The 21908-nt window shown below is 52.5% G+C and carries 11 protein-coding genes; 2 read left to right on the top strand and 9 right to left on the bottom strand.

Annotated elements, in window-relative coordinates; all coding sequences use genetic code 11:
• Nucleotides 1-60 precede the first annotated feature (60 nt).
• The 5 genes from uvrA to aroG form a co-directional block, all read right to left on the bottom strand.
• Nucleotides 61-5709, bottom strand: coding sequence for an excinuclease ABC subunit UvrA (gene uvrA / locus NSP04_RS05925; protein WP_257511422.1), 5649 nt, complete (start codon nucleotides 5707-5709; stop codon nucleotides 61-63).
• Nucleotides 5710-5804: 95 nt separating this feature from the next.
• Nucleotides 5805-6383: a hypothetical protein gene (locus NSP04_RS05920; RefSeq protein WP_257511421.1), complete on the bottom strand. Its 579-nt coding sequence runs from the start codon at nucleotides 6381-6383 to the stop codon at nucleotides 5805-5807.
• A gap of 40 nt (nucleotides 6384-6423) precedes the next feature.
• Nucleotides 6424-6963: a hypothetical protein gene (locus NSP04_RS05915; protein ID WP_257511420.1), complete on the bottom strand. Its 540-nt coding sequence runs from the start codon at nucleotides 6961-6963 to the stop codon at nucleotides 6424-6426.
• Between the two features lie 66 nt (nucleotides 6964-7029).
• Entirely contained in the window at nucleotides 7030-9738 is a 2709-nt protein-coding gene (locus NSP04_RS05910) for a hypothetical protein (protein ID WP_257511419.1), read from the bottom strand.
• A 143-nt stretch (nucleotides 9739-9881) separates the two neighbouring features.
• Entirely contained in the window at nucleotides 9882-10946 is a 1065-nt protein-coding gene (gene aroG, locus NSP04_RS05905) for a 3-deoxy-7-phosphoheptulonate synthase AroG (RefSeq protein WP_257511418.1), read from the bottom strand.
• Between the two features lie 318 nt (nucleotides 10947-11264).
• Between aroG and NSP04_RS05900 the strand changes: the two genes are divergently transcribed.
• Nucleotides 11265-12050 (top strand): hypothetical protein, encoded by a 786-nt coding sequence (locus tag NSP04_RS05900; protein WP_257511417.1) that lies wholly within the window; start codon nucleotides 11265-11267, stop codon nucleotides 12048-12050.
• On the opposite strand, the gene tldD is transcribed toward NSP04_RS05900, so the two are convergent.
• Genes tldD through NSP04_RS05885 form a run of 3 tightly spaced genes read right to left on the bottom strand, consistent with a single transcriptional unit; the run spans nucleotide 12031 to nucleotide 18362 of the window.
• The gene (tldD, locus tag NSP04_RS05895) at nucleotides 12031-13500 is read right to left on the bottom strand and encodes a metalloprotease TldD (RefSeq protein WP_257511416.1); all 1470 of its coding nucleotides are present in this window, start codon (nucleotides 13498-13500) and stop codon (nucleotides 12031-12033) included. The two genes, NSP04_RS05900 and tldD, sit on opposite strands and share 20 nt — an antisense overlap.
• A gap of 10 nt (nucleotides 13501-13510) precedes the next feature.
• Nucleotides 13511-14317 carry a carbon-nitrogen hydrolase family protein gene (locus NSP04_RS05890; protein ID WP_257511415.1) on the bottom strand — a complete coding sequence of 269 codons (807 nt, stop codon included), beginning with the start codon at nucleotides 14315-14317 and terminating at the stop codon, nucleotides 13511-13513.
• A gap of 1 nt (nucleotide 14318) precedes the next feature.
• On the bottom strand, nucleotides 14319-18362 hold the full coding sequence (locus tag NSP04_RS05885; protein ID WP_257511414.1) for a YhdP family protein: 4044 nt from the start codon (nucleotides 18360-18362) through the stop codon (nucleotides 14319-14321).
• 76 nt (nucleotides 18363-18438) lie between these two features.
• Between NSP04_RS05885 and glnE the strand changes: the two genes are divergently transcribed.
• Complete coding sequence (gene glnE, locus NSP04_RS05880; RefSeq protein WP_257511413.1) at nucleotides 18439-21153, top strand: bifunctional [glutamate--ammonia ligase]-adenylyl-L-tyrosine phosphorylase/[glutamate--ammonia-ligase] adenylyltransferase; 2715 nt, start codon at nucleotides 18439-18441, stop codon at nucleotides 21151-21153.
• A gap of 12 nt (nucleotides 21154-21165) precedes the next feature.
• On the opposite strand, the gene mtgA is transcribed toward glnE, so the two are convergent.
• Nucleotides 21166-21906, bottom strand: a complete 741-nt coding sequence (gene mtgA, locus NSP04_RS05875) for a monofunctional biosynthetic peptidoglycan transglycosylase (RefSeq protein WP_371825005.1) — start codon at nucleotides 21904-21906, stop codon at nucleotides 21166-21168.
• Between the last annotated feature and the right edge of the window lie 2 nt (nucleotides 21907-21908).

The raw sequence follows: 21908 nt of genomic DNA, 5'->3' as shown, positions 1-21908 counted from the left end.
TCGCTAACAAGGGTTCAATACACCGTAAGGAACCCTAAGTAGCCGTGGTGCAGTGAAAGTTCACCGCACCGAGTAAAAAGCAGCCATGGCCTGTGTGGTGTGCCCGGCTTTCTTTCCCTTCATTTTGGCCAGTTGTTGCGGGCTGCCCTGCGCCACCAGTTGGCCACCGCCTATGCCAGCTTCCGGACCCATGTCGATTACCCAGTCGGCCTGGGCAATCAAGTCCAAATCGTGTTCAATCACCACCACGGTGTGGCCTGCGTCTACCAGCCGGTGCAGCACAGCAATCAGCTTTTCCACATCGTTCATGTGCAGGCCCACGGTGGGTTCGTCTAGCACATACAAGGTGGGTGGGCTCATTTGCACACCGGCTTTGTTTTCGCGCACCTTCACCAGCTCAGTCACCAGCTTGATTCGCTGTGCCTCGCCGCCGCTTAGCGTGGGGCTGGGTTGGCCTATGGTCAGGTAGCCCAAACCCACGTCGTTCAGCAGTTGCAGCGCCTGCGCAATGGCGGGGTGCGCTTCAAAAAACGGAGCGGCTTCTGAGCAGCTCATGTTCAGAATTTCCGCGGCGGTTTTGTCACGCCAGGTTACCTGCAATGTTTCAGGGTTGAAGCGTTTGCCACGGCAGGCTTCACACACTACTTTTACATCGGGCAGGAAGTTCATTTCAATGGTTTGCATGCCTTGGCCGTCGCACACTGGGCAGCGGCCCGGCCCGGCATTGAAGCTGAAGCGGTTGGCCGCAAAGCCGCGCATGCGGGCTTCAATGGTATCGGCCAGTACATTGCGAATTCGATTCCAAAAGCCAATGTAGGTGGCGGGGCAACTGCGCGGGGTTTTGCCAATTGGGGTTTGGTCTACTTCCAATACACGGGCTACTTGTTCAGCACCCACAATTTCATCGCAGGCAAACCAGTTGTGCGTGGGCTTTCCTTTCTTGTTTTGGTTCAACACATACTGGCGCATGTTGGCCAATAAAATGTCGCGCGCCAAGGTAGATTTTCCACTGCCTGAAACACCGGTAATGGCCACCAAGCGGCCCAGTGGAATGTCCACATTCAGGCCAGTGATGTTGTGCAGTTTTGCGCCCTTGATTCTTAGGCGCGGAGTTTCTTTTTCAACAGGGCGCTTGGGCTGCAACAAGTGCGGAATTGGGTTTTTCAAATACCGGCCTGTTAGCGAATTCTTGTCTGCTGTTACTTCAGCCACCGTACCTTGAGAAATAATTTCGCCACCCAGTTTGCCAGCGCCGGGGCCAATGTCAACTAGCCTGTCGGCGCGCTGCATGGTGTCAATGTCGTGTTCAACAATTACCAGCGTGTTGCCTTTGGCGCGCAGTTCTTCAAGCGCATCCAGCAGGCGGTGATTGTCGCGGGTATGTAAGCCAATGGTGGGTTCGTCCAGCACATAGCACACACCGCGCAAGTTGGTGCCCAGTTGCGAAGCCAGGCGTATGCGCTGTGCTTCACCGCCGCTTAGCGTGGGTGCGCTGCGGTTCAAGTGCAAATAATCCAGCCCCACTTGCTTCAGAAATTTCAAGCGCCCGGCCATTTCAATTCGAATGTCTTTGGCAATGGCGGTTTGGCGTTCGTCCAGTTCAAGCTGGTCCACCCACTGCAATGCATCGCTTACGGTTTGGTCGGCCAGTTCAGCAATGTTGCTGTTCTTGAATTTCACCGCCAGTGCGGTAGGGTTCAGGCGTTGGCCATTGCAGGAAGCGCACACCGCGCTTTCACGCAACGCATTGGCCAAATAAGTTCCCTCAGCATTCTCCGCCGCATCCTCGTAACTTTTGTCTTGCTCGGAAAGCCACTTGCCTTCTTCGCCGGTGGTTTCAGCATCAAAGCCTTCCACTTCTTCGCCCACACCAAAGCAACTGGCGCACCAGCCGTGTTTGCTGTTGTAGCTGAACAGGCGTGGGTCCAGTTCCGGGAAGCTGCGTGCACAACTTGGGCAAGCGCGCTTGGTGGAATAAAAGCGGATTGAAGGTGATTCACCTTTCTTGCCAAGTGCTTCCACCATCACGGTGCCTTTGCCGTATTCAAGCGCAAGCGCCAACACTTCACGCAGTTCTTTCTCGCCCTTGGCTTGAATACTCAGCGTTTTAACGGGCAATTCAATGTGGTGTTCTTGGTAGCGGGCCAGCTTGGGCCAGGGGTTGGTGGGCACATATTCACCATCTACGCGCAGGCGTTCATAGCCACGGTCTACAGCCCACTTGGCAATTTCGTTGTAAATGCCTTTTCGGCCCTGCACCAAGGGGGCCAGCAGTGTAATTTCCTGCCCTTTGTAGTGCTGCATAATTTGCGCCAGCATGCTGTCCATGCTCTGCGGGGCAATGGGTACTTCGCAGGTGGGGCAATGCTGAATGCCCAGCTTTACAAACAGCAAGCGCAGGAAGTGGTACACCTCGGTTACCGTGGCCACCGTGCTTTTGCGGCCACCACGGCTTGTGCGTTGTTCAATGGCCACCGTGGGTGGAATACCAAAAATTGCATCCACATCAGGCTTTGCAGCGGGCTGCACAAACTGGCGTGCATAAGCGTTCAAACTTTCAAGGTAACGGCGCTGGCCTTCGTTGAACAAAATGTCGAATGCCAATGTAGATTTTCCACTGCCGGAAGGCCCGGTAATCACGGTCATTTTTTCACGCGGAATGGTCAAGCTGACGTTTTTTAAATTGTGTTCACGCGCATGAAGAATTTCGATGCCGTCGGTAAGGCCACGCCTGCTGTGTGCTGTGTTCAGCCCATACAACGCCGCGGCTTCAGCCACCAAGTGCTCACTGTTTCCTTTATTTAGATCAGCCGCTTCCAGCAAATTGATTTGCGCCAGGTATTGCTTAATGGCAATACCTGTGTGGCTTGTCTTTATTTTGGCCACTTGTTCAGGCGTGCCTTGGGCCACCAGTTCACCGCCGTATTCGCCCGCTTCGGGGCCCAAATCGACCAGCCAATCGGCGGCGCAAATTACATCCAAGTTGTGCTCAACAATCAGCACGCTGTGCCCGGCTTCCTGCAGCAGGCGCAGTGAACGCATTAGCTTGGCCACGTCGTCGAAATGCAGGCCGGTGGTGGGCTCATCAAACACAAACAAATCGCCACGCTGGGCCACTTTTTGGCCACTTGCGGTGGGCTTTAGCTTGGCTAAAAAGCCCGCCAATTTTAAGCGCTGCGCTTCACCACCGCTTAGGGTGGGCACAGGCTGGCCAAGGCGTAAATAATTCAAACCCACCTGCGCCAGCGGTTGCAGGGTTTTTAGCAAGGCAGTGTCTTTCTCGAATAAATCAAGCGCCTGGTCTACAGTTAATTCCAGCACCTGGGCCATGTTCAGCACTTGGCCTTTGCGCTCCAGTGTTACCTCTAATGCTTCTGGCCGGTAGCGTGTGCCATTGCATTCGCCGCAGCGCAAATACACGTCGCTTAAAAATTGCATTTCAACATGTTCAAAGCCATTGCCACCGCACATGGGGCAGCGGCCATCGCCGCTGTTGAAGCTGAAAAAGCCGGGCTTGTAATCGCGTTCCACTGCTATTTTGGTTTTAGAAAACAGTTTGCGCAATTCATCGAATGCGCCCACATAACTGGCTGGGTTGCTTCGCGTGGTTTTGCCAATCGGGCTTTGGTCCACAAAGGCCAATTGGGCAATGTGTTCAACACCTTCAATTGACTCAAATTCGCCGGGGGCTTCAGTGGGCTCGCCTTTGATTTTTTTAATGGCGGGCACCAGTACGTCTTGCACCAAAGTACTTTTGCCTGAACCTGAAACACCAGTAAGCACCACCAAACGGTTCAACGGCAAGTTGAAGTCGATATTTTTCAGGTTGTTGGCGCGCACACCGGTTAAGGTGATGTGTTCTTTTGCATCACCCAGCGGCTTGGTTTTTTCCACCACCTTTAGCTCGCCTTTCAAGTAGCGGGCTGTTAGCGAATTCGATTTCGAAATGCTGGCGGGTGCTCCATCAAACACAATGTTGCCACCAGCAACACCCGGGCCGGGGCCAATGTCCACAAGCCGGTCGGCCTGGTTCATTAATTGGGGGTCGTGCTCCACTACAACCAAAGTATTGCCTGCTTCTTTCAAGCGTTGCATGGCTTGGGCCACGCGCGCAATATCGCGGGGGTGCAGGCCTACCGAGGGTTCGTCCAGCACAAACAGGGTATTCACCAGTGAACTGCCCAGCGCGGTGGTTAAATTGATGCGTTGTACTTCACCGCCACTTAGCGTTCTGCTTTGGCGGTCTAAAGTTAAATACCCCAAGCCCACTTGAATGAGAAAGCCCAGGCGGGTGCGAATTTCTTGCAGCACCAAATCGCTGGCTTCATCCAAAGCGCCGGGTAGTTGCAAGTTCTTGAAAAGTTGCGCCACCTTGAGCAGCGGCATTTGCATAATTTCGTGAATGCTGTATTTGGTATTCTCGCTGGGCAATTTCCACAGCAGTGAATCGGGCTTTAAGCGCGCGCCACCGCAATTGCCACAGGGCGTGTAGCTACGGTATTTGCTCAACATTACCCGCACATGCATTTTGTAGGTGCGGCTTTCAAGCCATTCGAAATAACGGGCCACGCCGTAAAACAAATTGCCTTCCCAATTGCCATCGAAATTCGCATCGCCTTCAATCACCCACAGCTTGTGTTCTTCGGGCAAGTGCTTGTAGGCAATGTTGGTGGCAATGCCGCGTTTTTTCGCAAAGCGCACCAGGTCTTTCTGGCAGCTTTTGAAGCTTTCTGTGGTCCAGGGCTTAATGGCCCCCTCTTCCAGCGATTTGTTTTCATCGGGCACTACCAGGCCATAATCAATACCAACAACCCGGCCAAAACCACGGCAGGTGTCGCAAGCACCCAGCGGTGAATTAAAGCTGAAGTGGCTGGGCAAGGGGCTTGAATAATCCAGGTCGCAGGTGGCGCAGTGCAACCCTTCAGAATAGCGCCAAGGTTCTTGCTCTTCGCCACCCTCTTCAGGCAAGGCAAACACATTCACCTTGCCCTTGCCACGGTGCAGGGCACTGGCCACTGCGTCGCTAAAACGGCTTTCCTCTACGCCCGCCACGCGGAAGCGGTCTTGCACCACATCCAGCAGTTTTTCAACCACAGTGCGGCCTTTTTTAATGGGTGTTTCGCGGTGTATGCGGGTGTAGCCTTGAGCGCTCAAAAAGTCTTCAATTTCTTGCGATGTAAACTTGGCGGGCACGCGCACTGGGAAGGTAATCACCAAACGGGCATCGTTTTGCGCGGCGGCTTTGTCGAGTATCGATTGTTTGATGGTGGCCACCGTGTCTTCACGCACCCACTGGCCGCACTGGCGGCAATGCAGGTGGGCGGCACGGGCGTAAATCAACTTCAAGTGGTCGTTGATTTCAGTCATGGTGCCCACAGTGCTGCGGGAAGTGCGCACGGGGTTGGCCTGGTCAATCGCGATGGCGGGCAATACGCCCTCGATGCTGTCTACATCGGGTTTGTCCATGCGGTCCAGAAACTGGCGCGCGTAGGGCGAAAACGTTTCAACGTAGCGGCGCTGGCCTTCGGCATAAAGGGTGTCGAATACCAGCGAGCTTTTGCCACTGCCTGAAACCCCGGTGAACACGGCAATTTCACCGGTTTTAATGTCGATATCGACGTTTTTCAGGTTGTGCTGGCGGGCACCCTTGATGCGAATTACATTACCAAGGTAGGTTGAATTCTGGCTGGTTTTTGCTTTGCTTGTCATGGGGCGCCTACGGGGTAAAACGGTTGCTACAGGCCTTTGATTGTACCTGTAGCAACCGACCAAACCGGGCGCACCGCAGCGCCAAAAGGTTTTGTTTACCAGCTGGCGGGGTTGGCTGCCTTGGCCCAGGTTGCCGACACATCGGGAACGCGGGGGGCGCCTTTTGCAGCAGCGATATTATTTAAGGTTTGAACTGCATTGACAACATCTTGCATTCCATCACTTGCCATTTTGGTAACGAATCCTCGATGACGTACCACCTCGTTTCTAAGGCTGTCAGGTGAATAACCATCTTTCGTGCGCAGGTTACTATCGTTCAACAAAGCCCGGCTGTCACCGCCTTGGCGCTCATACTTTTGCGCAAGCTCGTTACCCCATTGATCATATGTTTTGTTGAAACAAGTCAATTCTTGTGTTGTGTACTTGGCAAATGTTCCCTGTAATTCGAGCAATTCTTTAGCGTTAGAAACTTGTGCACGCTGATCCGAGGAAAGGCTTTTGTTCTTTCCCAAGGCCCGAGCACTATTTAACGCGTTGAATGTTTCAGTGGTCACCTGATTGGCCACCCGCGTAATTTGCGACATTTCCTCAGTTTCTTTTTGAAACAGACGTGCTTGGCAAGTTGGCATTTGCGCCATTGCAGGTGGCTTTGATGCTGAACTGAATAATCCCATGATGATTCCTTTTGTGTTGGTGTTTACGTCGAAAAGTTACTTAGGCCAAGTCAGCCAAAAGAGTCGGCAAATTGGTGCTGACAGCAGGGCGGCCTAATACGTAAGCGGAGTTCTGGATGGTTCTAACTGAATTTGCAGCAGTGGATTGCTCTGATTGAGCCAGGCGATTGGTACGCTGCTGAATTTTGTTGACTTGCCCTGTACACCACCTAACCTTATCGCCCGGCGGAACAGCGCGCACATTGCCTTGAAGAAGCCCGATTTGGTGGGCGGAGAAAAAGTCGACTTCCCTGTCCAGGCTACTGACCTTCGATTCCAAACCCTTGATCGCGTCTTTGGCCATTTTCAGGCTTCTAGTCAGGTCCTTGGTAGCAACGCGATCGCCGTTGGGCGATGTAACTTGACGTTGACCATTCCGCTCGAGCTGGGTTGAGTAGTCTTTCAATTGGCGAGCGGTTTCCGCCAAATTGGTGGCAGCTGCTTTCAGTGGCGATACTTTGGATTTGATGCTGGACATGGTCGCAACATTGGTTTGATGTTGCGCAGTAATCTCTGCTGGAGATGGTCTGGAAGAGAGCATGGCATAACCTCACTGATTCGTTGGAAGGATCAGTGGGTGGTGCGCAACCAGGGATGGTTCGAAAAGTTACGAGGTTATATTCCTTCTGAACGGCCTTTGTAACTTTGAGCGCCAACCAGAGGTAGGCCGCTCCGAAATCGTAGGGAGGTTCACATTACTGAGGGCAAAAGCCTCATAAGTGACATAAACGGGCCGACAGGTTTTATCAGGCGCCATCAACTCGGCAAACTCTGTACTCGACATGTAATCGTCCGATCCCTTCATACGCCATCGCCCTTCAGGCGTTTTAAACCAGGTGGAGTAGTGTCCTGAATCGGCACTGTTGCCTTCGTGAACAACAATTAGCTTGGGCTTGAGCTTTAGTTGTTTGATTTCATTTTCAGATTTAATAATCAACTCGGCATTAGGGTGAAAATTATGCAAACCACCCAACACCTTGGATTTTATCTTTGGCCCACCAGTCAAGCTACCGGCTGTTTCAACTTCGATGGACGGGTATTCAAAACCCACATGCAAAATAGGTAGGCGAGTAGGTCGATGCGCGGTAAAGTCGTCGGCCAAACGGTAATTATTAGAAATATCGTTGATATCCAAACCGCGTTTGTTCGTTGAAGATTTTTCAAGCAATAACAAACCCTCAAGCTTTGCTTTCGAGTTATTTGCAACAGCACCTTTGCCTGTCTGCAAGATCAGTTTGCCATCTTTTCTATTACTACTTTGCCGCGACAAATCAAGACAAATACTGTTACTGCTTACAAAAAACTTATTTTGTATGCTGTGGTTAAACTTTTTAAGGAAGCTTAATGCAGATTCATGATGTGGATGTGACGCGGTATCGCTGCCGGTACCTTTCAATGCAGCGTCAGTCTGTTGAACTTGATTCGCCTTCACAAGATAAGCCTTTAAAAAGCCTTTAAGTTTCGGGGTTATCGCTTTTTTGGCATCAGCAGTTGTTTCAGGACTAAAGTAGTCAAAAGTATGAACAATCGCAGAATCGAGAAGCTTGATGCGCTCGCGTTCTTCACCCAGCCGCTGAATACCTTCCTGAGTCCTGGCAACCAAAGCATTAAGTTTTATTCTAGGTTTGATCTTTACTGAAGGCTGGTTGCGGGATACTACTAACTGAAAACGTCCTTGTTCATCGAGACAACTGGGCTTGGGAATTGGTACGTCAAGGAGAACCTGAGACAATTTAAAATGAGCGGCCGCAAAGAATTTCTCTTCAAGACTCTGGATGTCTCTCGAAACTTGTTTGTACATAAGTTTGATCTCGTAAGAAGGCTTGTTGTTAGAACTCAGAGCCTTACTGTTTTCGAGATCTTCCTGTGCAAGCTTTAAACTTCTTGCATATCGATGATATGTTTTGTGATCAAGAATGGCTGAACGCCAACCACACAAATCAATCAGGGTGTTCAAAGCATCTTCGGGGCGCACATCCAAAAATTTGGCCAATTCCTCAATGTTGTCAAATTTGAGTACCGAAGGTGTTTTTGTTTCAAGAAGACTTTTCACCACGCCTAAGGTCATTTCCTGTCGCTTTAAGCTCGCAAGACTTTTCTGCAGACTAGAACCCAATCTTGCCTTATCCCCAGTTTCAACAATTGCCATTAAGCCCGCGGTTAAATAGCTCTTGTTTGAACTCACAGGGATGTCATCGAGTGTGGCTGACCGAGCATTGGCGGTTGGTGCTGGTGGAACCGGGGCAGGCGGAACTGGGGTCGGTGGAACTTGGGGCGGTGGAACTTGGGGCGGTGGAACTTGGGGCGTCGAAGCTGGCGCCGTGGGAGCTGGGACGGCTGAGGCAGCAGCAGGTACTGGCAAACTTTTAAAATAAGTTTCCAGGTGATTTAAGATTGCCTCTTGCTGCTGCCTGGATTGTTCGTTATCCACAGACAGGTATGCAGGGCGGTGCTGTTCAATATCGTGGATTGACCTTTGCAACCATTCACGAATGGGTGGCGGATTTGCGGCGTTAGCAGAAGCACGATGTATCTCGAGTTGCTCCCGAATTCGCATCACACTTTGCATAATCGCAATACGGCCCGTGCCCCGGTAGCTCAACATGCAGTCACGTGGCTTGTCTTTCATCAAGGTAGCCACATCGGCTATGGCTTCTTCAGTCATTGAACCACCTGCGAAATCAGGGGCAATTTCTGTCAGAAACAAAGCTTTTACGGGGCTGGTTGAATTCTCTCGATATTGAATCCTGAAGACGCGGCTGGGAGTACCGTTTTCATACGTAACTTCTGGTTCGCCGATGTCGACGAGGTGATAGTTACCGACTTCACCACCTTTCAAACGCTTAAGCTGCTCAGACATAGGCCTGTCTTGAGACTTTGCCGGATTGTGGTAGGCACGCGGTGAAATGAATTGAACTATTTCAGCAGGTCCAGCAGCCCCGGGATGGCCTGCAGTACTGTGTTCATTCACTTCTTCAGCGGCTTTAACCAAACTGAAAAACTGGCGCAGGTACAAATTTTCTTTGGCTCCGATCACTGTATCAGGAAGACTCAACCCGCCCACTTCTGGGTTGCTACCCGCCAAAGGTGTTTTTCCCAAACAAACTTCTTGGTCGCTACACAGCATTTGGTGTGCATTCAAACCTGTTTTATCCACACCCAACAGAGGCACAATCGGCGAAAGGGGATTTTTTCTTTCAAGAAAAGCAGGAGATGAGTCGCCAGTGCTTTTTTTATTGTGCGCTGCTTCGTCTGGAGGCGCTGCACCACGAGACCTGAACAAAGAGGAAACAAAGCCACGAGTAAAAGCATTCATTGGAGTGTATCGCCCAGAAAATTATTCATCGGGCATGCACCCATGTGCAAAAGCCCCATTCACACAGACTCAATGAATTGAGTGGGAATAGGGCTTCTTTGGTTCCAAACAATACTGCTCGTGGGGCAATAAGGCTTGAATACTTAACGCACCTGCGCCAACCTGCGTTTGCGCACGCCCTGCGCCAGGGTTTCAAGCACTTGCAGGCTGTCGTCCCAGCCCACGCAGCCGTCGGTAATGCTTTGGCCATAGGTTAGCGGTTTGCCAGGCTCCAGGTCTTGCCGACCTTCAACCAGGTGGCTTTCAACCATTACGCCCATAATGCGGGCGTCGCCTGCGGCCAGTTGCTCGGAAATGTTTTCACACACGCCCACCTGGTTTTTGGGTACTTTGCTGCTGTTACCATGGCTTGCATCAATCATGATGCGGGCGGCCAAACCGGCCTTACCAATGTCGGCGGCTGCGGCTTCTACCGAGGCTGCGTCGTAATTGGGCCCTTTGCCACCACGCAAAATAATATGGCAGTCTTCATTGCCTGAAGTGCTTACAATGGCGCTGCGGCCTTCCTTCGTTACGCTTAAAAAGTGGTGCGGGTGTTGCGCGGCCTTAATTGCATCAACTGCAATTTTCACATTGCCATCGGTGCCGTTTTTAAAGCCCACTGGGCAGCTAAGGCCAGAAGACAGTTCGCGGTGAATCTGGCTTTCAGTGGTGCGCGCACCAATTGCGCCCCAGCTGACCAGGTCGGCGATGTACTGCGGCGTAATCATGTCCAGAAATTCGGTGCCTGCAGGCAGGCCCAGGCTGTTGATGTTCAACAGCACTTCACGCGCCATGCGCAGGCCTTTGTTAATCTCGAAGCTGCCATCCAGGTTGGGGTCGTTGATCAAACCCTTCCAGCCCACCGTGGTGCGGGGCTTTTCGAAGTACACACGCATCACGATTTCCAGGTCTTCCGCGTATTTCGTGCGGTACTGGGCCAGCTTGTTGGCGTATTCCATGGCCGCTTTCACGTCGTGAATGGAACATGGGCCCATGACCACGATCAATCGGTCGTCGCCACCATGCAGAATTTTGTGCAGGGCTGTGCGGCAACCTGCCACGGTGTCGGCAATTGCGGGAGTGATGGGCACTTCTGCGATCAAGGCCGCAGGGGTGGTCAGTTCTTTTATTTCTTTGATTCTCAAGTCGTCTGTTACCGTGTTCATGCCAATTCTCCTGAATGCTGGCGCGCTTTTTAGTCAAAGTCTCGGTTCAAAAAAAAACCGCCAGGTGTTTTGGGCCTGGCGGTTTTGGGATCTGTTTGAACTTCGTGTTTTTTACGCACAACCCTTTTCCGCCGCTTGCCCAAACCAGGCAAAGAAGCCAAAAAATGCATAAAAAGTGTGTGCGTGGTGAAAATTCATTCCCGAAGATTACCTGATTTGCATCAAATTAATCAAGGAGATCGCTTAATTGAAGTGTTTTTAGTGAACAAATGGGGGCCGTTAGTTACCTATTTTTTTTAACTCGTCAAAAGTTGTGTCATGTTTCGCGCAGTCGATTTCAATTCTCTGTCAAACCTTTCCCACACATTATCAACCCCAGCACAAACAACCCAACACGGCATTGCAGGCACTGCCCAAGCCCTTGCATTGCCCATGCTTGAAGTATGCAACCCAAACGTAACCGCGTGTTTTGAACCCCATTTACTGGCACCATCTGAATGTTTGCAAATAGCAGCCCCTGCCCGCCCCGTACCCAGAAGGGCCACGCCATCGCCAGAACCACAGCCGCCCGCAGTTGAAACCAACCCTGGCAGCAAAAGAAAAAGAACTGAAAGTACCGAAGATTACAGGGAACTGATTAAAAACAACATTGGCAAAGCCGATACTGTTTTAATTCAACTGCCGGAAACTTCTCGAATTGCAGCGCCAAGCCGGCTGCAAAAAGCAGCCACTCCCATGCCAGAAGTTATGGCGCCGCCGGCTGAAGTGTGCGCACGCCAGGCCCGGGCAATACTTGAACCGCTTTACAGGAAGTTTCAGCGAATGCTGGATAAATCGCCCACGTTAAAAAACACCATGAACCACAAAGAACGGTTTGAAGCCATTCAAACCATTCAAACCGCTTTGTTTTTAGACAACACCAGTGTGTTAGGTTGGAGCATGCTGGCAGCCTTGGCCGAAACCAGCGGGCGGGTTCGCATGGGAAGTACCGAGTACAGCTTTAGCGAATGTTTGCATTACGCGAAAGATTGCAGCACCAACAAAAAAGCTGTTGAAGAAATTGGCGCCCGCCTGAAACAAGATTCTACTGAGTGCCGCCCATAACCAAACCATCAATCCGCAAAGTAGGCTGGCCCACGCCCACAGGCACGCTTTGGCCTTCTTTGCCACAGGTGCCCACGCCGTCGTCAAGCGCCATGTCATTGCCAACCATGCTGATTTTGGTCAGCGAATCGGGGCCATTGCCAATCAGGGTGGCCCCTTTTAGCGGGTAGGTCACTTTGCCGTTTTCAATTTTGTAAGCCAGCGAAGCTGAAAATACAAACTTACCGCTGGTAATGTCGACCTGGCCACCGCCAAAGTTCACCGCGTACACGCCGTCTTTCACACTGGCAATAATTTCCTCCGGCGTTTTGTCGCCGTTCAACATGTAGGTGTTGGTCATGCGCGGCATGGGCAGGTGCGCAAAGCTTTCACGGCGGCCATTGCCGGTTACCGGCATTTTCATGAGCCGGGCGTTGGTAATGTCTTGAATATAGCCTTTCAAAATACCGTCTTCAATCAGGGTGGTGCACTGGGTTTTGTTGCCTTCGTCGTCGATGTTCAGCGAACCACGGCGGCTGGCAAGGGTGCCGTCGTCGACGATGGTGACGCCTTTGGCGGCCACGCGCTGGCCTATCATGCCGGAAAATGCACTGCTGCCCTTGCGGTTAAAGTCGCCTTCCAGGCCATGGCCAATCGCTTCGTGCAGCAAAATGCCGGGCCAACCGGAACCCAACACCACGGTTTGAACACCAGCAGGGGCGGGGCGCGCTTCCAGGTTGATCAAGGCTTGGTCCACAGCCGTGTGGGCGTGGTGCATCAAAAATGCATCGTTGAAATGGCCGAAATCATAACGGCCACCAGCACCCGATGAACCGGTTTCACGGCGGCCTTTTTGTTCAACCACTACGCTTACATTCACGCGCACCAAGGGGCGCACGTCGGCGGCCAATACACCGTCGCTTCGCGCAACCATGACCACATCATAAGCACCCACAATATTGGCCATGACTTGTTTAACCCGTTTGTCGCGCTTGCGGGCAAACTGTTCAAGGCGCTTTAGCAAGTCGACTTTTTCGGTGGAAGTTAAGGTGGGAATTGGGTTTAGCGGGCTGTACAGTGCGCGGCTTTCCGCACCGGCAAAGCCTTTGCCGGTTTTCAAGTTGCGGTTGGCGGTTTTGCCAAGGCTTGCAATTTCGCGCACCGATTTGGCAGCGGCCAAAATGGGTTTAAAGCCAATGTCGTCGGAATACGCAAAAGCGGTTTTGTCGCCACTCACGGCGCGTACACCCACCCCTTGTTCGATGTTGTAGCTGCCGGATTTCACAATGCCTTCATCAAGCGACCAGCCTTCTACACAGCCGTACTGAAAGTACAAATCGGCGAAATCAACCTTGTGCGCAAAAATTTCGCCAAACGCTTTTTGAATGTGGCCTTCGTCAATGCCGTAGGGGGTCCACAACAGGCTTTGAGCGGTTGCAAGGTTGGAAATGGCGGGGTCTACTACTTTCATGATTAATCCTTTAAAGCACGCGGTGCGCAAGCGCGGGCAAGCTGTTTCGCACATCGTCTATCTTAGCAGGGTCGAGCTGGCCCAGTACAACACCCTCGCCTTCCGCCAAAATATTCTCGATCTCGCCCCATGGGTTCACCAGCATGGAATGACCCCAGGTGCGGCGTTTGTTCTCGTGAACACCGCCTTGCCCACAGGCCAGCACGTAGCATTGGTTTTCAATTGCGCGGGCGCGCATTAGCACTTCCCAATGGGCCTTGCCGGTGGTGTAAGTAAACGCAGCGGGCATGACGATTAAATCGACCTTGCCCATGGCGCGGTACAGCTCAGGAAAACGCAGGTCGTAGCACACCGACAAACCGATTTTAAAGCCATCCACATCGGCCACCACTGGGGTATTGCCGGGCAACAACACACGGCCTTCGTCATAGCTTTCTTCACCCATGGTGAAACAAAACAAGTGAATTTTGTCGTAACGTGAAGTGCATTCCCCTTGCGGGTTGAACACAAGCGTGGTGTTGTATACACGGCCATCGACAGGACTGGAAATCGGCAAAGTGCCAGCCACAATATGCACATTGCGCACCACAGCCTGATCGGCCAAAAATTCTTGAATGGGACCTTGGCCGAAAGCTTCTGAAATGGCCAGTTTGTCGGTGTCTTGATTGCCCATCAAGCAAAAATATTCAGGCAACAGTACCATGCGTGCGCCTTGTTTGGCAGCTTGGCCAATTAAGCGCTGGGCAATGTCCAGGTTGCGTTCCAGGTCGGGGGTGGAGATCATTTGCAGGCTGGCAACAGTCATTGGGCTGGGCATGTTATGGCCTTGCGTTGGTGGTGGTGGGGTTGTTGGGCGGGTCGCTTTTGCGCACCCGTTCAATTACGGGCGCAGACCATGGGCCACTTACCTGATATTGAAAAGAGAAAATTTTCGCCAAGGGGTCTTTGAATACGTAGTCGGCAATCAGCGACGCAATGCCCACAGCCGGGTTGGCGGCAATCACAGAATAAATCAGTGAGCCACCTGCGGGGTTCAGGTCGGGCAGCACCACAACGTTCAGGTTTTGGGTTTCACTTTCCAGATCAAGATTGCCGTCGATCAGCACAGTGGCGCTGGGCCCGGTCATTTTGAAATTCTGGGTGCTGGCAATGCCCTCTTTCAGCGCCACATCGGCTTCCATGGTGTCGTAGGCAAAGCCTTCAGAAAAAACATCACGGAAATCGAGCGCAAAACGGCGCGGGATGCTTTGCAACGAAAGCACACCCAGCAATTTGGCCACGCCGGGGTCGGCCTTCAGAAACTGGCCCTTGTTGCTGAGCAGTTTGAATTGGCCGCTCAGGCTGCCGTAATCAATGTTAGTGGGTGCGCCATTCCAACGCAGCCGCCCGACCAGTGTGCCTTCACCGCCCCGAAATACATCGGCCATGCCCAGGCGGGTCAGCAAGCCGCCCCCATTTTTCACAGTTTGGTTGACATCAATGTCGGTGCGCTGCTTGGTGAAATTCGCGCCGTATTGCCACACGCCTTTGGCGGTTGTTACGGATTCAGGGTTTTCAACGCGCAATTCTTCCAGCTTCCATTCGCGCGGTCGCTGGGTAAGCGTGGCACGGGCCTGTTCTTCACGGCTTTGGTTCACTGCAATCAATTTCAAACTGCCCAAGGCCAGGTCGTTCAGAGTGAAGTTATCAACTTGCACATCAAGAGCAGGAATACTTGACGCAGGTTCTTCCACCAAATTGCGCATGTCGCTGTCCAGGGTTTGGGGAATTACCAGGGTTTTGAAGCGGGCCAGCACAGCGCCATCGGGCCTTTGTTTGTCAGCGATCCAAGTCAGGTAACCGTCTACACCTTTTGCTTTTACATCAAATTGCCAACGGTTTTCAACGGTGCGCGCTGCCACTGAAACACCCTCGAATGACTTGCTGCCCACGTTCAACCGGTCGGTGCGAATGCCCACTTTCAGCTTCATTGAAGGGTTGGAAGCAGGGTCACCCATGAATTCACCCATCAAGCCTGCGTTGCCAGGGACCGATGTAATTTGATTGAACACTTCACGCCATTCATCAAGGTCAATAACAGGTACCCGTACGTCGCCTTGAAAGCCAACGGTGGGCGCTGCCAAGGGTGCGCCCACTGCAAATTGAAGTGAATCAATGCCCGGCTGCCCACCTTCATCCAGCACCACAGCACGCACTTGCGCGGTGGGCTTGCCATCGGGGCCCAAGTCAATGGCCCAGCGTTCACCTTGATTCGTTGCGGCTTGGTTCAGCTTGAATGACAAACGTGTGTCTGCTTTTTTGTTAAATGGGCTGGGCAGTTTTACTTCCAGACCAAGCAACTGACTATTCACGTCGACGACCACGCCCTGTTCCCGCGTGGCCACCACCACGGTGTAGGGGGTGCTTCCCGCCAAGTAGGGTTCCGCCAGGGGGTTCAAATACTGCGCAAGCCCGCGTGCACGGGCTGTGCCATTGGCACGAATTTCCATTCGGCCTGTGGAATCTGTGGTGCCATTTAAAGTTACCGGGCCACCCAAGGCCTGCCCCAGCAATTTGTCAATAAACAAGCCTTTGTTCGAGAATTGAATAAGCCCATCGACATTGCTGACCGTAGGCATGCCACGCACCACGCGAATGGAATTGCCCTTGAGCAGCAAGTCGCCTTTCACTTGTGTTTCATCAGGGGCGGCAATCGGAATGTTGATTTGCAAATTCAGGTTGGCATTGCCCTCAACCTGGGCATTGATTAACGCCTCATTCAATATTTCCCGCACGGGGCTTTGGTTCACAAATGCCACCATATTGCCCAATTCGCCTTGCCCTTGCCCTTTGATTTCAAGCAGTGGCTCCCAGGCATCCAGGTTGTCGATTCGCGCCTGTACATCTTTAAGCTGCACACCTTGTGTCTCTGCAGTTTCGGCCTGAACCAGCATGCTTTTGCCATTGAAAGTCGCTTTTCCATTTACCTTCTGAATGCCGGGCCAGCCCGGCGCATAGGTAAACTCGCCACCCTCGAAAGGAATCTCAATTCGAAACACGCCTTTTTTGTTCGGGCCGTCGAAGGGAAAATCGCTTAAACGCCCAGTCAGCTGAAATTCACCGTTCTTGGCCAAACCGGCTTTCAAATTCGTGCTTAGCCATTCCCGGGCACTGCTGCCCACAACCAAAGGCAAGTACGCGGAAACCTTGGCCACATCGGCCATGGGCAGCGTGCCTTTCAAATCGACCACATCGGCTTCATCGCGCAGAAATTCGTAGGTGCCTGCCGTGTTTATGTGCAAATCAGCGTTGCGTGCCTCAAGTTGATCCACTGAAAACCGCGTGGGCACATCAGGGGAAAAGACATGGGTCCAGGCGCCCTCGCCCTTCACTTCATCAAAGCGCAGCAATTCACTGGCAAAAATTTCAGGCAAGGCAACCTCAGAATTCTTACCGATCAGGGTCCAACGCCCCGCTGTGTCGTTGCCCTTGAAGGTGCCGCTCAGATTTTTAAAGCCGGTCACTGTTCCGTTCGAATTGGCCGATGGATCACGGTAAAACAGCATCAAATTGCTGAACTCAACATCGGAATTAAAAGACTGGGAATTTTCAATCGGGCTGCCGCCAGCAGTACTCCAATTCAAATCAACACGGTTTATTCGCCCAGAAATATCCAACGCCTTCAACGTGTCGAGCTGTGCCTGCTGACTTAGGTGGGGACCAAGTTCCAGCAAAATGGCTTTGGCCTGCGCAGCATCCAGCTTGCTGATTTGCAAACCCCACTGTGTGCCCCCGTCAACACTGCTTTTGCTGACTGCCAGGTCGGTGGGGCCGAATTGCTGCCGGCCCGCAATTTGCCCCTGCAACTGCCGAATCGACAAGGCTTGCGGCTCAAACAACAAATGCTCGCCGCGTACCTCAATCAAAGCGCTGGTGTTGACCATGTCAAAAGGTACTGCATCCACTTGCGGATTGGCAAAGCGCAGTTTCGCCACACGTGCATTCAACAGCGAACGTTGCACCAAGCCCTTTTCAAAATCGATCCACAACTGGCCCTGTGGCTGGCTGATCTGCGCATCCACCCCAAAATTCTTGATCACTGTTTCAAGGGGCTGGGTTCTGTCCAACACAGCATCAACGTGGAAAGTACCTTTCCACTTGCTGATGTCGCCAAGCTGACGCTCAAGCAAAGGGGTTTTGAAATTCAAGGTGGCTTGAATTGGGCTTTCGGCCAAGCTTGGCAACATGAACACCAAACCGGCCTGATGGCGGTTCAAGGTATTTTCAATCAACAACTCGGCTTGAACTGCCTGGGAATCCGGAAACTGCCCAAGACTGTCTTGCCAATTTAAAATGCCGTTTTTCAGTAGTACGCGCCGCTGGTCCAGCAACCAATCCAGACCCGGGTTGCCCTCGGTGCCATCGTCTACAAATGGAACACCGGCAACCACGATCTCACCTTGAAGGTTGCGCTGCACGCTTAACAAGGGCGAGTGAAGTTCCAGATTCTTAAGCCGTGGCGAGAACGCAAGGATGCTGGGCAAAGACCAGTCTAGTTGAATGCGGCTGGCCTCGAAGCCGGTTTCACCGTTGCTTTGGGGCAACCTCACGTTTTCAATTTCCAAATGTGGACCAAACCCCCGCCAATTGGCCTGTAACTGACCAATTTGAATGTTGGTACCCGTTTGGTTTTGAAGAAACTGCTGAATTTCAGGCCGATAGCGGTCAATTTCAGGTAAAACCAGCCATTTAATTGCCAGCAAGGCCAGGCACAAAGGCACATACACCACTACCAATGCCCAAAACAGCACCGCCCCTGCACGCCGTAACGTCGGGTTTTTGGCTGCCTGTTGTACCTGTGATTGGATAGTTCCTTCCTGCAAGAAATACCGCCTGAAAAGTCTTGAACACCTGTAGTACGCTATTGTAGAACCAAGCTTCCCAATTTTACGAACCCCCATGAACGACCCACTCGATTTCTATCATCAGGTTTGGCCCAAACACTCGGAATACGCCAAACGCTGGCTGAATCGCTTTCCCGAGTGGGACACGGGGCACAGCGACGACGAACATTTGCTGAACTGCATTGAAACCTGGCTTGAGAAAGCACGGGAACTTAGCGACGAAAAAGCGCTGATGGCCGAACTTCGGCTAGTGCGCCAGCGCAGCATGATTGAAATCATGCGCCGCGACCTGCAAGGAAAGGTCGATTTGTTCGACGTAACGGAAGCCTTGTCATTCCTGGCCGATGCTGCAGTACAAATTGCCTTGAAACTAAGCCACCGTTTGCAAGCCGAGCGCTTTGGCGAGCCGGCTAACGGCGATTGCTTGATGGTGGTGGGCATGGGCAAACTGGGTGGTTTTGAGCTGAATGCATCCAGCGACATCGACCTAATTTTTCTGTACAACCAGGACGACGAAACACTGGGCGGCCCCAACGGCAAAACCCAATCACATGCCGAGTTTTTTACCCAGGTTGGCAAACGGATCATCAAGATTATTTCTGAAGTAACCGACGAGGGTTTTGTATTTCGCGTGGACATGCGTCTGCGCCCCAATGGCGATTCAGGCCCTTTGGTGGTTAGCCTGGACATGCTTGAAGAATATTTTGTGGTGCAGGGCCGGGAGTGGGAACGCTACGCGTGGATAAAGGCTCGTGTAGTTAACTGGGCAGTTGACCCTGCCCAAGACACGGCTTTTCAGCAAAGCCTGGACAATTTGAACAACATTGTTCGCCCCTTTGTGTTTCGAAAGTACCTTGATTTTGGATCCATTCGCGCTTTGCGTGCCCTGCACATTCAAATTCGTAACGAAGTGAACAAACGCGAAAGCCAGTACCCCGGTTCCGTACACGTAAAGCTGGGGCGAGGTGGCATTCGTGAAATTGAATTCACTGCGCAGGCTTTTCAGCTTATTCGCGGTGGCCGCGAACCCAAACTACAACTGCGCCGCACCGTGGACGTGCTTGAGGTGTGTGTTGAACTTGGGCTGATAACCGCCGACGACCATGACAAACTGGTTGCCGCTTATCGCTTCTTGCGCAACCTTGAACACCGCCTGCAATACGTGGACGACGCGCAAACCCACCGCCTGCCCGCCAGCCCCACCGAGGTATTACGGGTTTCACGGTCCATGGGTTTTCAAGACCCCGGCAATTTCATGAAAACCCTGAACCGGCACATGGATTATGTGGCCAGCCATTTTGATGTGGTGTTTGGCGACAAACAGGAAGACGAAGAAACACCTAGCCTTGAACTGCCCTGGGCAGACAACCTGTTGCAAGGCTTTACCAACCCACAGGCAGCGCAAGACCGCTACCAACATTTGATTGAATCAAGCCGCTACCAAGCCCTGCCCAGCGCCCACCGGGAACGGGTAGACCGGGTAATGCCCGCACTGCTGGCAGCAGCCGGTGCATCTGCCGCGCCCGATTCATGCTGGCGGCATTGCTGCGATTTGATTGAAACCGTGTCGCGCCGGGGGGCTTACTTAAGCTTGCTTGACGAATACCCGATTGCCCGAATTCGCGTAAGCCGCATGCTGGCCGCCAGCCCATGGGCTGCGAATTTCTTGATCAAGCACCCCCTGTTGCTTGATGAGTTGCTAGACAGCCGTACGCTGCTGACCCCGCCCAACCTGGATGAGTGGAAGCAACAACTTCGCGACCTGCTGGACCATGCCAAGCTGCCAGACGGCCAGCCCGACCTTGAACGACAAATGGACTTGATTCGTGAACAACACCATGCGCAGTTGTTTCGGGTGTTGACGCAAGATCTGGAAAATTTGCTGACTGTGGAACATGTTTCCGATTTGTTGTCTGAATTGGCCGACTGCACTTTGGAAGTGATTCTGGAACGCGCTTGGGACCAACTGGCCAAACGCCACCGGGCACAACCACGATTTGCGGTGGTGGCTTACGGCAAACATGGCGGCAAAGAGTTGGGGTATTCATCCGACCTTGACCTGATTTTCTTGTTTGAAGACGACGACGACCGCGCACCCGACCTGTACGCCCAACTGGCCAAACGCATGAACCGCTGGTTGACCACACAAACCGCAGCAGGCACCTTGTTTGAGACGGACTTTCGCCTGCGGCCCAATGGCGAAGCCGGTTTGCTGGTTAGCAGCGTGGCATCGTTTGAAGACTACCAGCGCCGGGAAGGCGGCGTGGGCGCATGGTTCTGGGAACACCAGGCATTAACCCGCGCGCGTTTTTGTGTGGGCGATGCTGAGATTGGCAAGAAATTCGAGAACCTGCGCGAAGAAATTTTGCAATTGCCGCGCGATTGGGAAGACGTGAAAAAAGAAGTGATTGGCATGCGGCAGAAAATGCTGGAGGGCCACCCCAACAACTCTGAATTGTTTGATGTAAAACATGACCTGGGCGGCATGGTTGACATTGAATTCATGGTGCAGGCCTTGGTGCTGGGCCATGCCCACACCCACCCTGAACTGACGAAAAACAAAGGCAATATTGCGCTGCTTAAAAAAGCAGGTGAGCTTGGCTTAGTGCCCGCCGAGTTGGCCAATTATGTGGCCGATGCCTACCGCCAACTGCGCGCAAAACAACACGCACTACGCCTGGCTGGGCACGACAAATCGCGCACCAGCGACCCGGCGCTGATGGTGCTTAAAAAGCCCATACGAAAGCTTTGGGAGGCTTTGTTGGGTTAGGTGGATGACAGACTATTTTGGAACAGTAACCTGATACATCCGCTTTTGCAGCGTGCCTGTTTTGCGTGCCAGAAAAGGCGAATTCCGCCGTTTGTCGAAATAACGCGGCGCTGGCAGCATGCCTGCCATGCGCGCTGCCTGGTAACTACTTAGCTGCGCAGCGCTAACTCCATAGTGATGCTGCGCCCCTGCTTGCGCGCCATACACGCCATTTCCCCATTCCACCACATTCAAATACACCTCCAGAATGCGGCGTTTGTCCCACACAGCCTCGATCATCAGGGCAATCACCAATTCCTGCCCTTTGCGTATATAGCTGCGCTTGCTGGTTAAAAACAAATTCTTGGCCAATTGCTGCGTAATGGTTGAACCACCATGCGTAACCTTGCCTCTGCGTGCATTACGCTTCAAGGCCAGTTCAATGGCTTCCATTTCAACGCCCTTGTGGGTCATGAAACCGCTGTCTTCGGCCGCAATTACCGCACGCTTTAAATTCAGTGAAATTTTGTCGTAAGGCACCCATTCATGCTTCAACTGAAAACCTGGCTCGGTTTTACGAATTTCAGCCAGGCGGGTTTGCATGAAGCTGGTGCTGCTGGGGTTTACATGAGTCCACACCGCAATTTGAGCCAGGTACCAAAGCTGCAACAACACCAGCGCAAAAAAACCCCAGAAAAAAATGCGCCACAGCCACACCAAGGGGTTCAGGCTGAATTTGCGTTTGCTGCCAGTAGAGTTTTTCTTGCGGGCCATGG

This window comes from Limnobacter parvus (assembly GCF_024623725.1).
Taxonomy (GTDB): domain Bacteria; phylum Pseudomonadota; class Gammaproteobacteria; order Burkholderiales; family Burkholderiaceae_B; genus Limnobacter; species Limnobacter parvus.
This window is presented reverse-complemented; position numbering and strand designations above follow the sequence as displayed.

Excerpts from the sequence above, each read along its gene's own strand:
- NSP04_RS05900 (WP_257511417.1), top strand. The coding sequence starts at position 11,265 with ATGTTTCGCGCAGTCGATTTCAATTCTCTGTCAAACCTTTCCCACACA.
- aroG (WP_257511418.1), bottom strand. The coding sequence starts at position 10,946 with ATGAACACGGTAACAGACGACTTGAGAATCAAAGAAATAAAAGAACTG.
- NSP04_RS05890 (WP_257511415.1), bottom strand. The coding sequence starts at position 14,317 with ATGCCCAGCCCAATGACTGTTGCCAGCCTGCAAATGATCTCCACCCCC.
- NSP04_RS05910 (WP_257511419.1), bottom strand. The coding sequence starts at position 9,738 with ATGAATGCTTTTACTCGTGGCTTTGTTTCCTCTTTGTTCAGGTCTCGT.
- glnE (WP_257511413.1), top strand. The coding sequence starts at position 18,439 with ATGAACGACCCACTCGATTTCTATCATCAGGTTTGGCCCAAACACTCG.
- mtgA (WP_371825005.1), bottom strand. The coding sequence starts at position 21,906 with ATGGCCCGCAAGAAAAACTCTACTGGCAGCAAACGCAAATTCAGCCTG.
- tldD (WP_257511416.1), bottom strand. The coding sequence starts at position 13,500 with ATGAAAGTAGTAGACCCCGCCATTTCCAACCTTGCAACCGCTCAAAGC.
- NSP04_RS05915 (WP_257511420.1), bottom strand. The coding sequence starts at position 6,963 with ATGCTCTCTTCCAGACCATCTCCAGCAGAGATTACTGCGCAACATCAA.
- NSP04_RS05920 (WP_257511421.1), bottom strand. The coding sequence starts at position 6,383 with ATGGGATTATTCAGTTCAGCATCAAAGCCACCTGCAATGGCGCAAATG.
- uvrA (WP_257511422.1), bottom strand. The coding sequence starts at position 5,709 with ATGACAAGCAAAGCAAAAACCAGCCAGAATTCAACCTACCTTGGTAAT.